This is a genomic window from Shewanella cyperi (genome assembly GCF_017354985.1).
GTDB classification, from domain to species: Bacteria; Pseudomonadota; Gammaproteobacteria; order Enterobacterales; family Shewanellaceae; genus Shewanella; species Shewanella cyperi.
Window position 1 is genome coordinate 602,453 of sequence record NZ_CP071501.1, and the last position, 18,881, is coordinate 621,333.

Sequence of the window (18,881 nt, forward strand, 5' to 3'; positions counted from 1 at the left end):
TGGCGACGTTTCGAGATTAGGTTTTGTTCGCCTTGGTGGCGCTTTGCTTGAGAAACGAGGAGCGAAGTTTAGTTCGTTCTAAATGAGTGACGAGTGACAAAGAGCAGAGTGCCGCCCAAGCGAACCCGAAGGGCAGTGCTTGGCCGGTCTTTCTAATGCATTAGTGCCCGCTTATGTAGGATGCTACATTGCGCAGGCGCTGCCTGATATAAAAGCCGGCCAAGTTAATGCAAAAACAATCATGAAACATCAACACGCCCTAACCTAGGGAAGGCAAGCTATGTTGAAGACTCTCTCGGCGCGCATCTTTATCGGCCTCTTTGTCGGTCTGGTGTGCGGTTCCATAGTGCAGTACCTGCTGCAGGACATTTCCTTTTTCTCATCCACCTTGGTGGACGTGGCCTCGGGCCTCGGCACCATGTTCGTCAATATGATCATGATGCTGGTGGTACCTCTGGTATTCGTCAGCATAGTCTGCGGTGTCTGCGAACTGCAGGATCTGGGCAGTTTCGGCCGTCTGGGCACCAAGACCTTCGGTTTCTACATCATCAATACCCTGGTCTCCATCTTTGCCGCCGTGGGCGTCGCCCTGGTGCTGGATCCCGGTCGCGGGGTGGACATGACAGGCGGTGAAGGAGTGAAACTTACCGCCACCGAGCTGCCAAATCTGATGAGCCTGATAGTTGATATAGTGCCGCGCAATCCGGTGGCGGCCTTTACCTCCGGCAATATGCTGCAGGTCATCTTTATGGCGCTGTTGCTGGGGGCCGTGCTCAAGTCCATGGGACCACACGTGGCCGGTGCCGTCAGCGGTTTCCAGACAGCCAACAAGGTAATGATGAAGCTGATTTCAGTGGTGATGCATCTGGCGCCGCTGGGTGTGGGGGCGCTGATGTTCAAGCTCGGTGCCACCCTGGATGCAGAAGTGTTTTACAGCGTGCTTGAATACCTGTTGCTTATCATAGGTATGCTGACCCTGTGGGTGTTCGTGGTTTATCCCTATGCAGTGCAGCTGTTTACCCCGGTATCGGCCAGCACCTTCAGGCAGAAGACCCAGGAGCAGATCCTCTTTTCCCTGTCCACCGCCAGTTCCAACGCCACCATTCCCGTGACCATGCGCACCCTGGTGGAGAAGCTGCAGGTGAACCATGCTGTGGCCGGGTTCGGTGTGCCACTCGGGGCGACCATGAACATGGGCGGGGTGTCCATCTACATCACCATAGCCATCTTCTTTATCGCCAATGCCTTTGGCATGCCCATCACCCTGGAGCAGCTGCCTACCCTGATGTTCAGCATTTTCCTCTTGTCTGTGGGCGCCGGCGGCGTACCCGGGGGCGGCATGGTGATGATAGGCGTGCTCATCCATCAGATGGGCCTGCCGGTGGAAGCCTTTGCCCTGGTGGCAGCACTCGACCGTTTAATCGACATGATCCTCACCTCCTGCAACGTGGTGGGTGATACGGCAGTGCTGACCATAGTCGACCAAACCGAGCGCCCACACAGGGTGTTGGAACAGGCGGACGAGGAATAAGCCATATCGGCTCATCTGTGCCGAAGACAATCAGAGCGGGGACCCGTAATAAAAAGGCCGCCTTAGTGCGGCTTTTTTAATGTGGCAGCAAGTTTAGAGTTGGCACTGTTTGGCAAATTCAGATAGTTGGCTGCGGATCGGGGCAAGATTCAGCGTTGACTCAATGCTGTTGCCGCTGCGAAACGACACAGCCTCTAGGCTGATATTGTCCAGCTCGCTGGTCAGCAAGCGTTGCAGCCAATCCATATTGGTTGTAGCGGTAAATCTACCGATACTGGCCAGGCCATCCAGCTGGGCAATCACTTGTTTTTGGTTCAAAAAAATAAGGCAGCTTTTATCGCGGCTGAATGCATATACTTTTGGCACAGTGAACTTCAGGGCCAGTTCTTGGGTCGGCTTGTCACAGCTGAGATCCAGTTGCAGCTCTGGCTGTTGGATAGTCAGTGAGTGGGCTGAGACAAGGGGCAGGTATAGCAACAACAAGGCGGCACTGAGACGAAGCATTTGGTACATCCTTAATACCTAAAAAGAAATGGTTATGGTTAAGCCGACCAAGAGTAGAGCAATAACATTAAGTGCTCGTGGATTCTAACAGTGATTTGACGGGTGTCAAAATTATGCCATGCCTGTGGATGTGGATGTGGATGTGGATGGACAGTTGTGAGAGGCGAATAGAGAGAATGAAAAGGAAATTGGTCAAGTTTATATGAAGTATAAAAAAGCCGGCAAAATGCCGGCTTTTTCGTATTTGTGCTTTAACGCTTAGGCCTGGGCGTAACGCTCGGCGCTGGTGCGGATTTCTTCGCGGGCAGATTCAACGTCTTCCCAGCTTTCAACCTTGACCCACTTGCCTGGCTCGAGATCTTTGTAGTGTTCGAAGAACTGTTTGATCTGGGCTTTAAGCAGGGCTGGCAGATCGTCCACGTTCTGGATGTGGCCGTATTCCTTGGAGATTTTCTCGTGTGGTACGGCAACAATCTTGGCATCTTCACCTGACTCGTCGGTCATTTTCAGTACGCCAACGGGACGGCAACGGATCACGCTGCCGGGTTGCAGTGGGTACTGGGTTGGTACCAACACGTCAACCGGATCACCGTCCAGGCTCAGGGTCTGGTTCACGTAACCATAGTTGCAGGGATAGAACATGGGCGCAGTCATCATGCGGTCAACGAACAGGGCGCCGGTTTCCTTGTCCACTTCATACTTGATGGGATCGTGGTTCTGAGGGATTTCGATGATCACATAGATATCATCTGGCAGGGATTTGCCCGCTGGCACAGCATTTAAGCTCATTTGCGTATCCTTAACGGTGTAAACACAGGTTTTCGTAAAATAGTGGCGCGTATTATAGCGCGATTTGGCGGCTTGCCAATGAAAGCCGCCTTAGACCTTATAGCTAGGGCCAGGCCTTAGCGGCCGTGGTACTCCAGGCACACATCGACCTCGTTGGCCGAGCCGAGGATCACAGCTACCCGCTGGTGGATCTGCTCGGGTTGGATGTCGAGTATGGTGTCATAACCCGTGCTGGCCTTGCCGCCAGCTTGCTCGACCAGCAGGGCCATGGGGTTGGCCTCGTACATCAGGCGCAGCTTGAATGGCTTCTTGGGATCCTTGGTGTCGGTGGGGTAGGTGAACAGGCCGCCGCGGGACAGCACTCTGTGCACATCGCCCACCATGGCGGCAATCCAGCGCATATTGAAGGACTTGCCCCGCGGGCCTGCCTTGCCTTGGATCAGGTCGGCGATGTAGTTCTGCATAGCCGCTTCCCAGAAGCGCTGATTGGACATGTTGATGGCGAATTCGGCGGTGTCCTTGGGGATCTGCACTTCTGCCACGGTCAACAGGTATTCGCCGCTGACGGGATCCAGGGTAAAGAGTTGCACACCCTTGCCCGTGGTCAGGGCCAGCATGGTAGATGGGCCGTAAAGCACGTAGCCGGCGGCAACCTGATTGCGACCGGGCTGCAGGAAACTCTGCTCGCTGATCTCACCGACGGGGGCCGGCAAAACCGAGAATATGGTACCCACCAGGGAGTTGATGTCGATGTTGGAGGAGCCATCCAAAGGGTCGAAGCACACCAGGAACTCGCCCTTGTCGCCCAGCACTACCACCTCATCTTCCTCTTCCGAGGCCAGGGCGCGCACGTGGCCATCGGCGGCCAGGGCATCTTTGAGCATGTCATTGGTGATCACGTCGAGTTTTTTTTGGCTCTCCCCCTGGACGTTTTCGGTACCGGCTACGCCGAGCACACCGGCGAGGGCACCTTTGCGCACGGCCTGGCTGATGTCCTTGGAGCTGTTGGCCAATGTGGTCAGCAGCGCCGCCAGCGCAGGCGACAACTGGGCTTGATTCAGGTATTGGGACAGGGTCTGCATGTTATGTCCTTAACGGAAAGTGAGGGCTTGATGATTTTTGCCGCCAATGATACCCGAGATTGATGAATTTTTCAGTGCGTTCCCGCGTGGGGCCGGCTTTGCTTTTCATAGTGGCATACAGACCTTTGTTACAGTATCGGCTTTGGTAAACGTGGCCACTTAAGGCAGAATGAGGCCTGTTTTGCCTTGGTCACAAGGGCCGGGCTTGGACCCCAATGGATAAAATAATGATTAAAAATTGGTTAGGGACTGTGTTGATGAGCAGTGGTTTATTGGCTGTTGGGTTTGGCAATCAAGCTTTGGCGGCCCAGGCATTTCCGGGGGCGGGTACTGCGCCTTTGGCAATCGAGCGCATGTATGCTTCACCGGCGCTGGCGGGCACCAGCCCCCGTGGGTTAAGCCTGTCGCCGGACGGCAAGCGGGTGACCTATCTGGCCGGTCGCGCTGACAATCAACACTTTTACGATCTATGGCAGATGGATGTGGCCAGTGGCAAGGTCAGCCTGCTGCTGGATGCCGACAAACTGGCGGCCGGTGAGCTGTCCGATGAGGAAAAGGCCCGCCGTGAACGCAAGCGTATCTATGGCCAGGGCATTATGGAGTATTTCTGGGCCGATGACAGCCAGGCGCTGCTGATCCCCGCCGCCGGTAAGCTGTACTATTTCACCCCGGCTAACGGCGAGGTCAGGCTGCTGGCCACGGGTGAGGGCTTTGCCACCGATGCCAAGTTGTCGCCCAAGGGCCATTATGTGTCCTTTGTTAGCGAGCAGAACCTTTTCGTGTTTGATTTACTGCAGAACAAGTTGCTTCAATTGACCCGGGATGGCGGTGGTGCCATAAAAAATGCCATGGCGGAGTTTGTTGCTCAGGAAGAGATGGACCGCATGACGGGCTACTGGTGGGCACCCGATGAGTCGGCCATCGCTTTCACCCGCATTGATGAGTCAGGTGTCGAGTTGGTCACCCGCAATGAAATCTATGCCGATGGCATCAAGCTCACCGAGCAGCGTTATCCCTATGCCGGCAAGGCCAACGTTGAGATTGCCTTGGGTGTGGTGACCCTGGCTTCCGGCAACACCTCCTGGGTAGCGCTGGGCCAAGATAAGGACATCTATCTGCCGCGGGTGGATTGGTTACCGGACAGCAAGCAGCTGAGTTTTCAATGGCAGAATCGCAATCAGCAGCGGCTGGAACTGCGCAAGGTGGCCATCAATCAACCGGACAGTTCAACCCTGCTGCTGGCGGAGACCAGCAAGGCCTGGGTGAATCTCAATAACGATTTGCACTTTCTCAAGCAAAGCTCCGATTTCCTGTGGGCCTCGGAGCTGGACGGTTTCAAGCACCTGTATTTGTTTGACGAGCACGGCAAACTCAAGAGTCGGCTGACTCAAGGAAACTGGGCAGTCGATGAGGTGGAGTTTGTCGATGAACAGGCCGGCATGGTCTATTTCAGCGCTCGCATGGATAAGGTTACGGAAAAGCACCTTTACCGGATTAGCCTCAAAGGCGGAACGCCCGAACGCCTTAGCCAGGAGGCGGGGATGCACGATCCCGTGTTTGCCGACGATAAGGCGGTGTATCTGGACTATTTCAACAGTTTGAGTCAACCGCCCCAGATAAGTCTCAACGATGGCAACGGCAAGCGCCTGGCCTGGGTGGAGGAAAATGCGGTGAAAGCCGGCCATCCCCTGTATCCCTTTGCCGGCCTGTGGCAATTGCCTGAGTTTGGCACCATCAAGGCCGATGATGGCCAGGCCTTGCATTACCGCTTGTTCAAGCCGGTCGATTTCGATGTCAGCAAGCGTTATCCGGTGTTGGTGCGGGTTTATGGTGGACCCAATGCGCAGATGGTGGTCAACAGTTGGAACGAGCAGGATTACTTTACCCAGTATCTGTTGCAGCAGGGTTACCTGGTATTTCAGCTGGATAACCGCGGTTCGGCCCATAGGGGTACCCGCTTTGAGCAGGTGATCTACCGAAACATGGGCGATGCCGAAGTGCGGGATCAGGTGGCGGGTGTGGACTATCTGCGCACGCTGCCCTTTGTGGCCGGAGACAGGATTGGCATTTTTGGTCACAGCTATGGCGGCTACATGGCGCTGATGAGCCTGTTCAAGGCGCCTGAGCATTTCAAGGCGGCCATATCCGGCGCCCCTGTGACCGACTGGCGCCTGTATGACAGTCATTATACCGAGCGTTACATGGGTACACCGCAGGATAACGAAGCCGGTTATGAAGCGTCCAGTGTTCTGCCCCATGTGGCGGGATACCAAGGCGGCTTGCTGATGTATCACGGTATGGCGGATGACAACGTGTTGTTTGAGAACAGTACCAAGGTATTCAAAGAGTTGCAGGATCAGGGCAAGCTGTTCCAACTCATGACCTATCCCGGCTCCAAGCACTCGATGCGTGGTGATAAGGTGCGGGCCCATCTGTACCTGACGTTGGCGGACTTCCTCGACCGAGAATTGAAGCATTAATAAAGAAAAAGCCAGTCGAATGACTGGCTTTTTCATGGTCAGGCCCGAATTTGAGCCAATAAAAAAGCCAACCTAAGGGTTGGCTTCTGATTTTGGGTGCAGTCCGGGATTACTCGCCCAGGTTGCCGCAGAAACGATAACCTTCACCGTGAATGGTGGCGATGATCTCCGGTGTATCCGGCAGGCTCTCGAAGTGCTTGCGAATACGACGAATGGTCACGTCCACGGTACGGTCGTGTGGCTTGAGCTCACGGCCGGTCATTTTCATCAGCAGGTCGGCACGGGTGAGGATCTTGCCCGGGTTCTCCACAAAGTGCAGCATGGCGCGGAATTCGCTGCGCGGCAGTTTGTAGGATTCACCCTGGGGGCTCACCAGCGAACGGCTGTTGATTTCCAGGCTCCAGCCATTGAAGCGATAGACTTCAACTGAGCTTTTCTCTTCTGTCTCGGCGCCTGCGCTGTTGACGCGGGTCAGAAGGTTACGGGCACGAATGGTCAGTTCGCGGGGATTGAACGGCTTGGTAATATAATCGTCCGCGCCAATTTCCAGCCCCAGGATCTTATCGACCTCGTTATCACGGCCTGTCAGGAAGATAAGACCAATGTTGTTGATTTCACGCAGTTCACGTGCAAGCAACAAACCATTCTTACCGGGCAGATTGATATCCATCACCACCAGGTTGACCTTGTTTTCCTGCAGGGCTTTATGCATTTCTGCGCCATCATTGGCTTCAGTAACCACATATCCTTCTGCCTCGAAAATACTTCTCAATGTATTACGGGTTACAGCTTCATCTTCAACGATAAGAATGTGCGGATTTTGCATATCAAGTACCTAAGTTAATCAAATCTTTGCTAATCATAAGTGCCCGTCGCCCCGGGCTCTCTACCAAAACGCTGACTGGATCAGTGGTCACGCAAGTGCTTTCAAAGACGGGTCTGAACGGCAATACACTTGATGATTAGTACAAATCGCCAGCTGTCACAGGAAGTCGCGGCCGTACTTTCTTCGATAATCCAAGGCCAGGGAAGGTCCCTTAGCCATTGTTTTTCTGTAAAGTTTACATGTTAAATTCAATGTAGATCACATTTGCTTAGGCCGTGTAGTCATACTGCGACAGCAGTGTCCGGTTATGTAACATTTTATGTCAATGTACGGCCGGATGCTTGGATGGCTACGTGCGGCATTGTACTCGTTTTAGGCATTTGTTAACAATTGAAATGTTAACAAATCGGCTGCTCTGGTTGGTTAATATTTGTTAACTCAAATAATGTTCATAAAAATTAAATATTTAAAGTTAAATCTTATCATGGCTGTGCCTGAGGGCTGGGCAAGATGTTTCAGTCTGCTAAACTGTATCGGGTTCTGAAAGATGAAAAGCAACATCATGGAATGTCAGATCAATCACCTCTGGTCCCTTTATCAGCAGACCGAATTTCTGTTGATGCAGAATATTTCCCCCGCCGCGTCCTTTGCCATCATTACCGCCCATAATCCCCGCGGCGAACTGCTGTCCGAATGTCAGAATCGTCTCAGGGACAGGCAGCTGTTGGCGGACATAGAGGCCTTGGGCGTCCCCTATAGGGCGATGGTCGGCACCAGTCCGGATTTGCAACATAAAGAAAAAAGCTGGGCGGTATTTATGGAGGCCGGTGATGTGTTGGCGCTGGCCGAAAAATACCAACAAAATGCCATTTATTATGTGGAGCAGGACAGGTTGAAACTGCTGCCCTGCTTAATGCCCGGCCCTGAGTTGCAGCTGGGCAGCTTCCGCAGCAGAGCCCGCCTTATTGGTTCCATGACCGACTTCAACTGTTAGTCTTTCCTTGATACGTTGGCAGTGTTGAATCCTGCCAACCAAACTCCTTGCGCTATATTTAACCGGTCAAAAAATGTCATTGACTTGGGACGGGCTTTATTGCTACTTTTTTGGTCCCTTCCCTTGGGAAGGCACAGAAGAGGAGCGTCAACTAGGTAGCCGTTTCGAGGAGCATCCACTCCGATGACGAAAGGTGAGGGAGATTGACGCCGAGGTAATGCCATGTGGAATTGCATGTCGTTATCGGTCGGCCAGGCTGAATCCTGTCGATTGTCACCTGTTTTTTTGGTGGAGAGCTTCTGGTGACGATCGCTGTTTCCCTTCTATGGGGTGCTGTATCTTTGCACCAGGCTCTTCGAACGTATTTTGTTCGGAGCTGATTCATGAATATCCAATCCCTGTTTGTTATTGCTGCTTCCTGTTGTCGGGAGGTGTGCTGATGTCTCTGGTTGTTGCCAAATTCGGCGGTACCTCGGTGGCCAATTTCGACGCCATGTCACGTTGTGCCGACATAGTGCTCAATAATGAAGCCTGTCATCTGGTGGTGGTCAGTGCCTCCAGCGGTGTGACCAATTTGCTGGTAGAGTTGACCCAGGCTACGGTCAATGATGAACGGCGCCTGCAGCTGCTGAAGCAGATTGCCCAAATTCAATATGAAATCCTTGATTGTCTGACCCGCCCCCAGGATGTGGCTGCCCAGCTCGATAGTCTGCTGAGCCGCATTTCTGCACTGAGCGAGGCCTTGGTGCTCAATCGCAGCAAGGCGATTATGGATGAGCTGCTGTCCATGGGAGAGCAATGCTCGTCATTGTTGTTTGCTGCGGTGCTGCGGGAACGCGGCGCCAGCGCCAGCAGTTTCGATGTGCGTCAGGTGATGCTGACCGACAGTCACTTTGGTCGCGCGGAGCCGCAAATAGGCGAGATTGCCGAGCGTGCGCAGCAATGGCTAGCGCCTTTACTGACAAACCAGATTATTGTGACCCAGGGTTTTATCGGCGCCGATAGCGAGGGCCGAACCACTACCTTGGGTCGTGGTGGCAGTGACTATTCGGCGGCCTTGCTGGCCGAGGCCCTACGGGCGGAGGCGGTGGAGATTTGGACCGATGTGGCCGGTATTTACACCACAGATCCGCGCCTGGCGCCCAATGCCCGCCCCATCAGCGAGATAAGTTTCAGCGAGGCGGCCGAAATGGCCACCTTTGGTGCCAAGGTGTTGCACCCGGCCACCATACTGCCGGCGGTGCGCCAGCAAATTCAGGTGTTTGTTGGCTCCAGCCGCGAACCGGAAAAGGGCGGCACCTGGATCCGTCATCAGGTCGAGAATCCACCCACCTTCAGAGCCGTGGCGGTACGCCGGGATCAGACCCTGCTCAATCTCCATAGCCTGGAAATGCTGCATGCCCGTGGTTTCCTGGCCGAGACCTTTGCCACTTTAGCCAGGCACAAGATCTCGGTGGACCTCATCACCACCTCAGAGGTGAACGTATCCCTGACCTTGGATAAGACAGGATCGGACTCCAGCGGCCAGGGTCTGCTGAATGAGGCTCTGCTGCAGGAATTGTCCCAGCACTGTCGGGTCCGGGTTGAAGAAGGCTTGGCGCTGGTGGCCATCATAGGTAACCGTATTGCCAGCACCGCCGGGATCTGCAAGCGGGTGTTCGAAGTGCTGGAACCCCACAATGTGAGGATGATTTGCCAGGGTGCCAGCCCTCACAATCTCTGCGTGCTGGTCTCCGAATCCGAAGCGGCGCAGGTGGTTAAGTCACTGCACCAAAATCTGTTCGAGGAGGGGCTGTAATGGCATTTGTAAAGAGTGCCGTTCCAGTCGGTGAGTTGGCTGCTGGCCAGCCATTGGAGTTGCCGGTCTACAGGCTCAAAGGGCAGGGGAGTGGACACCCCAGCGTTTATATCCAGGCCAACGTCCACGGTGCCGAGGTGCAGGGCAATGCGGTTATCTACCAGCTGATGAAGCTGCTGGAGCACTATCAGGTACTGGGAGATATTACCCTGGTGCCGCTTGCCAATCCGCTCGGGATAAACCAAAAGAGCGGTGAGTTTACCCTTGGCCGGTTTGATCCCATTACCGGGGTGAACTGGAATCGCGAGTATCTGGATCATCATCTCGACATTGAGGCCTGGTATGCGGAACATGCAGGATTGGATGACGCGGCCTTGGTGATGGCCTTTCGCTCTACCCTGGTGGAAAGCTGTCAGGCAAGACTGAATAATCCCTGGGGCGTGACCACGGGACACAGGCAGGCGGTGACCTTGCAGGCCATGGCCCACAACGCGGACATAGTGCTGGATCTGCATACCGGCCCCAAGTCATGCAAGCATCTGTACTGCCCTGAGTTTGATCGTGCTGCGGCGCAGTATTTTTCCATTCCCTACACACTGCTGATCCCCAACAGTTTTGGTGGCGCCATGGATGAAGCGGCCTTTGTTCCCTGGTGGACTCTGGCCGAGGTGGCAAAGGCAAGCGGTCGTGAGCTGGGCGTCAAGGTGGCGGCCTTCACCCTGGAGCTGGGCAGTCAGGAACGAATCGATCTGGCCGATGCACTGGAGGATGCACAGGGTATATTGGCTTACCTCAGTCATCGCGGTGTGATTGCCGAACAGGTCGCCCCCAAGTCGATGAAGCGCCATGGCTGTTTGCTGAAACACTATCGCAAATTCCATTCTCCCAAGGCGGGTATGGTGGAATATCTTGCCAAGGTGGGAGAGCCCCTGCGCGCCGGAGCACCTCTGGTAAACCTGCTCAGGATGGACAAGTATGGCAGTGGTGAGGGATTGAGCACAGTGTCTTTACCCGAAGACTGTGTGCCGATACTGCATTTTGCATCGGCCTCTGTACATCAGGGCACAGAGCTGTACAAGGTCATGACACAAGTGTTTGAGTTGTAATACATAAAAAACCGGGCTTTTGGCCCGGTATTTCGTGTTAAGGCTTAATGGCTCTGGATATCGGATTTTGCAGGCTAATCAAGGTTTCTGTTGATTGGATTTCATCAATGGACTGGATGCGGTTTATGAGCACATGTTGAAGTCCTTCGATTGACTGGCACATGACTTTAACAAAAATGCTGTAATTGCCTGTGGTGTAGTAGGCTTCTACCACTTCTTCAAGGGCATTCAACTTGGCCAGTGCCGCGGGATAATCACCGGCGCTCTTGAGGTTAATGCCGATAAAACAGCAGACATCGTATCCCAATGCTTTGGGGTTGACCGTAATCTGGGCGCCGGTAATGATACCGGCCTGCTTCATTTTTTCTACCCTGACATGTATGGTGCCGGCGCTGACTCCAAAACGTTTTGCCAATTCAGCGAAAGGTGTTCTGGCTTCCTGCATCAGGGCTTCGAGAATTTGATTGTCCAGTTGGTCACGTTGAAATGCTGTATCCACAGAAATAGGCTCATAATTTCATTTAATGAGCACTAATTTACGCGTTTAACTGCAATTTTGCCAGAAAATGCTCACTGTTCACCGATTGCTTCCCAAAAAGGAACTGGGGCACTGAACTGCATGGGCTGTTTGCTGAAGGGGTGAAAAATACTGAGTTCTGCGGCATGCAACAATAATCTGTCCGCCAGTGAACGCGCCAGGGGATCGGCATAGAATCCATCACCCAAGATAGGATGGCCCAGAGCCAACATATGCACCCTGAGTTGGTGGCTGCGTCCGGTTACGGGCATCAAGCGTACCAAGGTCGAGCGTTTTCCATAGCTCACCACTTCGTAATGCGTGAGGGAGGGTTTGCCCACCTGCAAGTCCACTTTCTGTTTGGGGCGATTTGGCCAGTCACAGATCAATGGCAGGTCTACGGTGCCTGAAGCCTTCATATGGCCGGCGACCCTAGCGTAATATACCTTCTGGGTCTCCCTGTCCCTAAATTGGCGTTTGAGTTCGCTCTCGGCACTGCGCCTCAACGCCAGGACTATGACACCTGAGGTGGCCATATCCAACCTGTGCACTATCTGACTATGGGGATGAGCTTCTTTAACCCTGGACCATATGCTGTCGTGGTGCGCCGGATCCCGACCTGGGACGGACAGAAGACCGCTGGGCTTATTGAGCACTATGATGTCTTTATCCTGGTACAGCACATCCAGCCAGGGAGTAGTCGGTGGGCTGTAAATAAAGTCGTTCATAATTCAACCAGGGCAGGGATGGGGGCGCTAAGATACCCAAGAGTATCTTTAGAGGCAAGTGCAGGCAGCTTGTTGTTACAGTTCGGCCCTTCCACTACAGGCCGGTAATTGATTAAATACACATCCATAAAAATTGGGTAACACAGCGAACGGCATGTTTAATAATAAAAAATACCAGTTAGGTGATTACCTCATAGTCCCTGAACGCTGCGTGATCGACAGAGACGGTATCGAAAACAAACTCGAGCTTCGGGTTATGCAGGTATTGGTGTGTCTGTTGGAACGTGCCGGACGTCCTGTCAGCAGGGATGAACTCATTCAGGAAGTCTGGCGTGGTGGCATAGTTTCGGACAATGCCATTAACAGGATTATTGGCATATTGCGTACCAGTCTGGGCGATGATGCCAGAACACAGGCGGTGATAAAAACACTGCCCAAGGTGGGCTATCTATTGGTGTCAGACACACTTCAGCCTTTAACAATGAAGCTACTTAGTGAGTCGGAGTTAGCTTCCAATGAGACCATGATTCTCGGAAGTGATGCTAGCAGTCTTATGCCAGATGGGAGTTCGGCGTCATCTGAACCGGGAAATCGCGTCAGAAACAGACCAAATAAATATGTTATTGGCGCCGCGCTCTTGCTGTCGTTGTTAACCTGCTGGTATTGGTTTATTCCTTTCGTCTCAAGTCTACAGAACAGCAATCATGTGGCTGACAATATTCTTACTCTGGTACCTCTGACCAGTCTTGATGGTCAGGAAGTTGATCCCATACTTTCTCCGGATGGTAAAAAGCTGGCCTTTTCGTTTCGGGAACGGGATGGTTCTTTTTGGCGCATCATGACTCAGGATGTGGCTTCAGGAACTATTAATTTTGTCGAATCTATCCCTGAACCAGGAATGAACCAGCGCTATCCCGCCTGGAGTAATGATGGCGGACATCTGGCCTTTCTGAATTTCGATGGCCAAAGTCGCTGTGAAATGGTGCTATTGGACATGCTGACTCGCACCCGTAAGGTGTTGACGACATGCCATCCATCCTTGCAATCCGGTGCATTGGCGTTTCGTGGTAAAGAGTTGATTTTTATTGATACTGAAGGACTGGATAATTATAAGAAAATATATCGCATTAACATCGAAACCCTCAGGCGTGAGCAGCTAAGCCAGCCCCATAATATAGGTCGTGGTGACTATGGGCTTACCCTATCGCCAGACGGTGAAAAATTAGCTGTGCTGCGAAACTTTGGTTGGTTTGATACCTTGGTGATGCTTTTCGATTTCTCTACCGGAGAATGGCAGCAACTGTTCAAGGTTGGCTATCCATTAAAAAGTTTGGCATGGCATAAAGAAAATCATGGGTTAATTTATCGAGCCGAAGAAGGACAACTTCACCTATTTGATATTAATACTAAAAAAGTGGCTCGCCTTACTCACGCCTCTCAGGAGATCAACTCTCCCAGGTCCAGTGACAAAGGTGAAGTTGTTGCCGTTTCTGGTGATCTTATAAAGGAAGAATTGTGGCTCTGGTCATCGCCATTTATTAACGGAACTAAACCTGCACCTTGGGTAACATCTGACAGGCGTGATTTTCGTGGAGCAATCAGCTCCGATGGTACTTTTACTGCCTTTATATCTAATCGTACTGGTCTGCCTCAGATATGGCTTAAAAAACAAGAAGGACAAGAGCTTCAATTAACAAAATTCTCAAGTTTTTCCCATATCGATGAGTTAACTTTTTCACCGAGCAGCAAATTTTTAGCCGGCAGTATCAATGGTGCTGCTTTTAGACTGAATGTCGCCAGCAATGAAGTTGAATTTGTTCCCAATAGAAATTCCGTTAAGAATATTTCGTTTGGCATGACAGATGAAGACTTGGTGATCTTAACCTTGGATAATGGTAAACGCCAATTGCTGTTGATTGATGCTGATACAGGAAATACAAAGAAGCTATTAAGTGCAGATGGTTTTTCAGGGAAGTATGATAGGGAAACCGGATTGTTTTATTATTCAAAAATGCACCAGCAAGGAATATGGACGTTGAGAGATGGAGCCGAAGTGTTGGTGACGGATAAATTTACCCCATTTTTTTCCTGCAGCTGGCAAATTATAGATAATAGCATTTGGTACTTGGATCGAATTGATGAACAATTTTATCTAGCAATGATATCGATTTCATCAGGGGAGGAAAGACGTCAAAAAATAGAGGTGAAAAATCTTTCGACCAGAATCCTCTCTATGACCAATGATCATCGAATACTGTTGTCAGTGCTTGATGACGCCAATACTGATATTGTATTTTTAATGTAAACAGTGTGTTATGGGTTACTAACGTTTTCATCATCTTTCCATTATCGCCTTGATTACACTTCGAGGCTAATCTCTTTCACATCAACTGGCTCGGCAAAGCGCTAGCTAAAAGAACGACACCATACCCTGAGTCGCTAAATAGCATTGCTTTTTATCATTGGTCGCAAAGCAATGGCGTAACAGCGCAGCCGAGTCAGTTGAACCTTTTTAATTGATTTTTCGAACTGAATTTTGACGGAATAAGAGAGTAAAACCCAGTGTTGTGTATTCCGATGAATTCCAGTCGAGAACGTAAATAGTTTAATCGTAGCGATATCATTTGGAGAATATTTTATGAAAAAGCATACCACACTTGCCGCAGCCTTGGCTTTCTCTACCGCATTGGCTTTGCCATTCTTCTTGAATACGACAGAAACTCAGGCTCACGATGAGTCACAAAACACTTCTATTTGTGAGCCGTTTCCAGATTGTGTTATTTACTATGCAGATGAAGCGCCAGAAGGTAGCACTGAACTGTAAGTTTGCGTTGTGGTTTGAGGTAATACTTATGTTAACTATCGGTCTGTATTTCCTCGGTGCTTTCAGTGGCTTGATATTTATCTACTACGTGTTCTTAAACTTGGTTCTTGCGTCCGAAGAATCCAGTTTGCTTGACCAACAGGACGACTAAATCTCCCTTTCCGTCAAAGTGGGCACCTTGATTAATCAAGGTGCCGCTTTTTTATTTGATGCTTACACCACATCAATCATTGTTTATATCTGAGATTTATTCCTGATGTGCACTTGTGTCGCCACATTTTGCTGTCGTGAAGCATTTTTCTGCGGATGACTTGTGAGACTGGGGACAAGTTTTCACTTTTGCCCTACACTCGCCAGCTTTAGACTTGCCTAATGGGCCATGATTTGGGCGTGAGGGAGATTATGAGAATCGGCTTTTTCAGTGCCAAGCACTATGACATTCAGCACTTTGACAAGGTAAATAAGGCCTTTGGTGCTCACATCGAGTATTTCGATGCCAGGCTTTGCTCCCAGACGCTGAAGTTAGCCCAGGGATTCGAGGTTATCTGCGCGTTTGTTAACGATGAACTCAATGCCACTGTGCTGCAACAGTTGCATGAGCATGGCACGCGGTTGATTGCCATGCGTTGCGCCGGTTTCAATAATGTGGATCTGGATGCCGCGACCCGTCTGGGCATGACAGTGGTCAACGTGCCGGCCTATTCCCCAGAGTCCGTGGCTGAACACGCGATTGCCCTGATGCTGACCCTGAATCGGCGCATTCACAAGGCGTACCAGCGTACCCGCGATGCCAATTTTTCCCTCGAGGGTTTGGTTGGTTTCAATATGCATGGCAAAACCGTCGGGATTATCGGCACGGGGAAAATCGGTCTTGCCACCATCAAAATCCTGCTGGGATTCGGTTGTAAGGTGCTGGCCTACGACCCTTATATCAATGCCGAGCTGAGCAAGCTGGGGGTGCCCTATGTCGGCCTTGATGAGCTTTTTGCTAATGCCGACATCATCAGTCTTCATTGTCCGTTGACCAAGGACAACCATCACCTGTTGCGCGCCGAAACCTTTGCCCAAATGAAGCCCGGCGTCATGGTTATCAATACCAGCAGGGGAGGATTGCTGGATGCCTTTGATGCCATGGAAGCCTTGAAGCATGGACAAATTGGCGCTTTGGGACTGGATGTGTACGAGAATGAGAAGGAACTGTTCTTCGAAGATAAATCCAGCGAGGTGATTCAGGACGATGTATTTCGCCGCTTGTCCGCCTGCCACAATGTGGTATTTACCGGTCACCAGGCCTTTCTCACCGAAGAAGCACTGGATGCCATAGCCGGAACGACCTTATCCAATGTGCAGACTGTGTTGTCGGGTAAGGTCTGTGGCAACGAGCTCAGCTAATCAGGTACTTGCCGGACAAAGTCCAATCGCACCAATGCAGGAAATCAAACAGGAGAGTACAGATGCGGATAATTCAACACACTGAATGTTTACCCACGGCCACAGGCCCCATGCAGACAACTGTCTATCGCCCGGCTGCTGCCGGGGCGTATCCTGCTATCCTGTTTTACTCGGAAATTTTCCAGGAGACGGCGCCCATCAGTCGCATGGCCAGCATATTGGCAGGCCACGGTTTTGCCGTATTGGTGCCGGAGATCTTCCACGAACTCAATCCCATGGGCACAGTGCTGGGCTATGATGACGCCGGCAAAAACAAGGGTAACAGCGATAAGGCGTCAAAGCCCTTGGAGCAACATGACAGCGACACCGAGGCTATGCTGGCTTTTTTGGCCGCGCAGGATTGGTACTCGGGAAAAGTGGGCGCCATGGGCGTTTGTATTGGTGGCCATCTGGCGTACCGAGCCGCAGTCAATCCGGGGGTAGCCGCCGCATTTTGCCTCTATGCCACCGACATTCACTCGGGCACCCTGCCAAGCGCGCCCGGCAACGATTCTCTCAGCCGCACACAGGATATCCGGGGAGAACTGGTGATGGTTTGGGGCAAGCAGGATCCCCATGTCCCCCGTGCAGGCCGGGAGCTGATCCAGGCTCGCCTGGAAAAGTGCCACACTTGCTATAGCTGGCTGGAGGTCAATGCCGAGCATGCTTTTATGCGCGATGGTGATGCCAGGTACGATCCTGCCCTGGCGTTGCAGATGTTCCAGAATGCCATTGCCCTGTTTCAGCGTTGTTTGCGCTGAAGGTCCTCTAGGGTTTCGGAAGGCTGGGGGGGACCTGAGTTGGTGATTTTGGATTGTTGGCGCTTTCCTGGCTCAGTTTGAACACGGCTTTTTGCAGTATTTGGTTATTGGGATAATTGATCAAGGTGCCGTCTTCGCGACGAATTAGCACGTGAAAAAGTGCTATGTCTACAATTTCACCACTGATATCTTCGTCTTTGTCGACAACTTTGATTCTGTCACCTATTCGATATGGGAATACAAAAAAGATCAGTATTCCAGACGTAATATTACTTAAGATCGACCACTGTGCGACCAGTGCCACGCCCAATACAGCGAAGGCTGACGACACAAAAAGCGATATATCCTGATAGCCCAGTCCCAGTGATAAGGCTACCAACACCAAGGTGATAAAAAATAACAGGCCGTTGATGAAGCGCGTTACCAGAGTGGTTCTGGCTGCATTTACCTGCTTTCTTTGTGCCAGCAGTGCGATAGCCTGCTTTAAATGCCGGCGAATAAATACGAACGCGATGAGATAAAAACAGGCAAGCAGGATCTGATTTGTCATAATAGCTCCTTTGTCATGGACCCAAGCATTTTACCGTGATGGTCATAAGTCACCAAGGGTCAGAAAGGAACAGAATTTATGTCGCATTATCGCCTCTTGTGTCAGCAAGAAGACTCCCTTGGCCCCATTTGGGTGCTGGAAGATGATGAATACCGGGTGCTTGCCTTTGCCGAAAACGATGAGCAAAGTAAAATCAGCAAGAAAAGTCCGCACATCCCGGCCCATTCCTATGTCCAGGCCATGCTGCAGGTGCTGTTGTTCAGTGAGCCGCGCAGCGCCATAGTGCTGGGGCTGGGTGGTGGAGCCTTGGTGCACGCACTGCGCCGCTTTGATGCCGCCATCAAGATCACGGCCGTGGAGCTGAGGGAGCAGGTGATTACCCTGGCCCAGCGCTACTTTTATTTGCCCATTGGCAAAAAGGTGACCCTGTTGAATCAGGATGCGATGCAGTTCCTGAGCGAAAAGAGTCATAAAAGGGTCGATATAATCTTTGCCGATATCTACGGTGCCGAGGGCGTTGACGCCAAGCAGTTGGATCCAGACTTTCTTAACAATTGCGGTGGTTTACTTAAAGATAATGGCATCTTGGTGCTGAATTGTTGGCGTGAGCACAGCCAGAATGAGGCGCTCTATCGGCAGCTCAAGATGTTGTTTCCCGAACTGTACGGTTGCCTCACCAGTGGCGGAAACTGGATAGTCTTTGCTGCCCGCAGGCCTGGGCAATTGTCGCTCGACGGCATCAAGTCCCGTAATGCCGCGCTGTCCGAGCGCTTGGATTTTCAACTCGGCAAGACCAATATCCGCTTTGGTGTCTGGGACGGCCCACTGACCTGAGCCCCAGTGCTGGGTCGCCTGGGGCGGATTTTCATTGCGGTTCGTCATGTGTTTTTGAAAAAGCGATTAAGGCTATAGTTTTTATTCGTTATAAAAGATGATTTTTCTTGATTAGTATGCAGTTCA

General features: G+C 51.7%; 17 protein-coding genes and 1 riboswitch. Of the genes, 10 read left to right on the forward strand and 7 right to left on the reverse strand.

Going from position 1 to position 18,881, the window contains the following annotated elements:
* Positions 1-280 precede the first annotated feature (280 nt).
* Entirely contained in the window at positions 281-1,531 is a 1,251-nt protein-coding gene (locus JYB84_RS02510; protein WP_207321885.1) for a dicarboxylate/amino acid:cation symporter, read from the forward strand.
* 93 nt (positions 1,532-1,624) lie between these two features.
* Here the strand turns inward: JYB84_RS02510 and JYB84_RS02515 are convergent, their stop codons facing one another.
* The 3 genes from JYB84_RS02515 to JYB84_RS02525 form a co-directional block, all read right to left on the reverse strand.
* A complete protein-coding gene (locus tag JYB84_RS02515; protein WP_207321886.1) occupies positions 1,625-2,035 on the reverse strand; it encodes a hypothetical protein in 411 nt (136 codons plus the stop codon).
* Between the two features lie 258 nt (positions 2,036-2,293).
* Positions 2,294-2,824, reverse strand: a complete 531-nt coding sequence (ppa, locus tag JYB84_RS02520) for an inorganic diphosphatase (RefSeq protein WP_207321887.1) — start codon at positions 2,822-2,824, stop codon at positions 2,294-2,296.
* Positions 2,825-2,940: 116 nt separating this feature from the next.
* Positions 2,941-3,906 carry a class 1 fructose-bisphosphatase gene (locus tag JYB84_RS02525; protein WP_207321888.1) on the reverse strand — a complete coding sequence of 322 codons (966 nt, stop codon included), beginning with the start codon at positions 3,904-3,906 and terminating at the stop codon, positions 2,941-2,943.
* Positions 3,907-4,133: 227 nt separating this feature from the next.
* Between JYB84_RS02525 and JYB84_RS02530 the strand changes: the two genes are divergently transcribed.
* Positions 4,134-6,386 (forward strand): S9 family peptidase, encoded by a 2,253-nt coding sequence (locus JYB84_RS02530; RefSeq protein WP_207321889.1) that lies wholly within the window; start codon positions 4,134-4,136, stop codon positions 6,384-6,386.
* A gap of 109 nt (positions 6,387-6,495) precedes the next feature.
* On the opposite strand, the gene arcA is transcribed toward JYB84_RS02530, so the two are convergent.
* The gene (gene arcA, locus JYB84_RS02535) at positions 6,496-7,212 is read right to left on the reverse strand and encodes a two-component system response regulator ArcA (RefSeq protein WP_207321890.1); all 717 of its coding nucleotides are present in this window, start codon (positions 7,210-7,212) and stop codon (positions 6,496-6,498) included.
* A gap of 562 nt (positions 7,213-7,774) precedes the next feature.
* Here arcA and JYB84_RS02540 point away from each other — a divergent pair.
* The 3 genes from JYB84_RS02540 to JYB84_RS02550 all read left to right on the forward strand — a co-directional run bounded on the left by JYB84_RS02540 (position 7,775) and on the right by JYB84_RS02550 (position 11,110).
* On the forward strand, positions 7,775-8,206 hold the full coding sequence (locus JYB84_RS02540; protein ID WP_207323069.1) for a DUF3293 domain-containing protein: 432 nt from the start codon (positions 7,775-7,777) through the stop codon (positions 8,204-8,206).
* 129 nt (positions 8,207-8,335) lie between these two features.
* A riboswitch (Lysine riboswitch) is annotated at positions 8,336-8,513 on the forward strand.
* 132 nt (positions 8,514-8,645) lie between these two features.
* Positions 8,646-10,004, forward strand: a complete 1,359-nt coding sequence (gene lysC, locus JYB84_RS02545; RefSeq protein ID WP_207321891.1) for a lysine-sensitive aspartokinase 3 — start codon at positions 8,646-8,648, stop codon at positions 10,002-10,004.
* Complete coding sequence (locus JYB84_RS02550; protein WP_207321892.1) at positions 10,004-11,110, forward strand: succinylglutamate desuccinylase/aspartoacylase family protein; 1,107 nt, start codon at positions 10,004-10,006, stop codon at positions 11,108-11,110. The genes lysC and JYB84_RS02550 overlap by 1 nt, the downstream gene beginning before the upstream one ends.
* 37 nt (positions 11,111-11,147) lie before the next feature.
* Here the strand turns inward: JYB84_RS02550 and asnC are convergent, their stop codons facing one another.
* Both asnC and rluA read right to left on the reverse strand, forming a co-directional pair.
* Positions 11,148-11,609 carry a transcriptional regulator AsnC gene (asnC, locus tag JYB84_RS02555; RefSeq protein WP_207321893.1) on the reverse strand — a complete coding sequence of 154 codons (462 nt, stop codon included), beginning with the start codon at positions 11,607-11,609 and terminating at the stop codon, positions 11,148-11,150.
* A 71-nt stretch (positions 11,610-11,680) separates the two neighbouring features.
* Positions 11,681-12,355, reverse strand: coding sequence for a bifunctional tRNA pseudouridine(32) synthase/23S rRNA pseudouridine(746) synthase RluA (gene rluA / locus JYB84_RS02560; protein WP_207321894.1), 675 nt, complete (start codon positions 12,353-12,355; stop codon positions 11,681-11,683).
* Between the two features lie 154 nt (positions 12,356-12,509).
* Here rluA and JYB84_RS02565 point away from each other — a divergent pair, with 154 nt between their 5' ends.
* The 4 genes from JYB84_RS02565 to JYB84_RS02580 all read left to right on the forward strand — a co-directional run bounded on the left by JYB84_RS02565 (position 12,510) and on the right by JYB84_RS02580 (position 17,371).
* Positions 12,510-14,660 (forward strand): winged helix-turn-helix domain-containing protein, encoded by a 2,151-nt coding sequence (locus tag JYB84_RS02565; RefSeq protein ID WP_207321895.1) that lies wholly within the window; start codon positions 12,510-12,512, stop codon positions 14,658-14,660.
* 333 nt (positions 14,661-14,993) lie between these two features.
* Positions 14,994-15,179, forward strand: coding sequence for a hypothetical protein (locus JYB84_RS02570; RefSeq protein ID WP_207321896.1), 186 nt, complete (start codon positions 14,994-14,996; stop codon positions 15,177-15,179).
* Positions 15,180-15,581: 402 nt separating this feature from the next.
* On the forward strand, positions 15,582-16,571 hold the full coding sequence (locus tag JYB84_RS02575; RefSeq protein ID WP_207321897.1) for a 2-hydroxyacid dehydrogenase: 990 nt from the start codon (positions 15,582-15,584) through the stop codon (positions 16,569-16,571).
* 62 nt (positions 16,572-16,633) lie between these two features.
* The gene (locus JYB84_RS02580; protein ID WP_207321898.1) at positions 16,634-17,371 is read left to right on the forward strand and encodes a dienelactone hydrolase family protein; all 738 of its coding nucleotides are present in this window, start codon (positions 16,634-16,636) and stop codon (positions 17,369-17,371) included.
* Between the two features lie 7 nt (positions 17,372-17,378).
* Here the strand turns inward: JYB84_RS02580 and JYB84_RS02585 are convergent, their stop codons facing one another.
* Positions 17,379-17,921: a mechanosensitive ion channel family protein gene (locus JYB84_RS02585; RefSeq protein ID WP_207321899.1), complete on the reverse strand. Its 543-nt coding sequence runs from the start codon at positions 17,919-17,921 to the stop codon at positions 17,379-17,381.
* 78 nt (positions 17,922-17,999) lie between these two features.
* On the opposite strand from JYB84_RS02585, the gene JYB84_RS02590 reads away from it, so the two are divergent.
* Positions 18,000-18,755, forward strand: a complete 756-nt coding sequence (locus JYB84_RS02590; protein ID WP_207321900.1) for a spermidine synthase — start codon at positions 18,000-18,002, stop codon at positions 18,753-18,755.
* Positions 18,756-18,881 lie beyond the last annotated feature (126 nt).

What these genes read in the sequence shown, in the direction of transcription:
- JYB84_RS02510 (WP_207321885.1), top strand. Translation starts at nt 281, where the DNA reads ATGTTGAAGACTCTCTCGGCGCGCATCTTTATCGGCCTCTTTGTCGGT.
- JYB84_RS02515 (WP_207321886.1), bottom strand. Translation starts at nt 2,035, where the DNA reads ATGCTTCGTCTCAGTGCCGCCTTGTTGTTGCTATACCTGCCCCTTGTC.
- ppa (WP_207321887.1), bottom strand. Translation starts at nt 2,824, where the DNA reads ATGAGCTTAAATGCTGTGCCAGCGGGCAAATCCCTGCCAGATGATATC.
- JYB84_RS02525 (WP_207321888.1), bottom strand. Translation starts at nt 3,906, where the DNA reads ATGCAGACCCTGTCCCAATACCTGAATCAAGCCCAGTTGTCGCCTGCG.
- JYB84_RS02530 (WP_207321889.1), top strand. Translation starts at nt 4,134, where the DNA reads ATGATTAAAAATTGGTTAGGGACTGTGTTGATGAGCAGTGGTTTATTG.
- arcA (WP_207321890.1), bottom strand. Translation starts at nt 7,212, where the DNA reads ATGCAAAATCCGCACATTCTTATCGTTGAAGATGAAGCTGTAACCCGT.
- JYB84_RS02540 (WP_207323069.1), top strand. Translation starts at nt 7,775, where the DNA reads ATGGAATGTCAGATCAATCACCTCTGGTCCCTTTATCAGCAGACCGAA.
- lysC (WP_207321891.1), top strand. Translation starts at nt 8,646, where the DNA reads ATGTCTCTGGTTGTTGCCAAATTCGGCGGTACCTCGGTGGCCAATTTC.
- JYB84_RS02550 (WP_207321892.1), top strand. Translation starts at nt 10,004, where the DNA reads ATGGCATTTGTAAAGAGTGCCGTTCCAGTCGGTGAGTTGGCTGCTGGC.
- rluA (WP_207321894.1), bottom strand. Translation starts at nt 12,355, where the DNA reads ATGAACGACTTTATTTACAGCCCACCGACTACTCCCTGGCTGGATGTG.
- JYB84_RS02565 (WP_207321895.1), top strand. Translation starts at nt 12,510, where the DNA reads ATGTTTAATAATAAAAAATACCAGTTAGGTGATTACCTCATAGTCCCT.
- JYB84_RS02570 (WP_207321896.1), top strand. Translation starts at nt 14,994, where the DNA reads ATGAAAAAGCATACCACACTTGCCGCAGCCTTGGCTTTCTCTACCGCA.
- JYB84_RS02575 (WP_207321897.1), top strand. Translation starts at nt 15,582, where the DNA reads ATGAGAATCGGCTTTTTCAGTGCCAAGCACTATGACATTCAGCACTTT.
- JYB84_RS02580 (WP_207321898.1), top strand. Translation starts at nt 16,634, where the DNA reads ATGCGGATAATTCAACACACTGAATGTTTACCCACGGCCACAGGCCCC.
- JYB84_RS02585 (WP_207321899.1), bottom strand. Translation starts at nt 17,921, where the DNA reads ATGACAAATCAGATCCTGCTTGCCTGTTTTTATCTCATCGCGTTCGTA.
- JYB84_RS02590 (WP_207321900.1), top strand. Translation starts at nt 18,000, where the DNA reads ATGTCGCATTATCGCCTCTTGTGTCAGCAAGAAGACTCCCTTGGCCCC.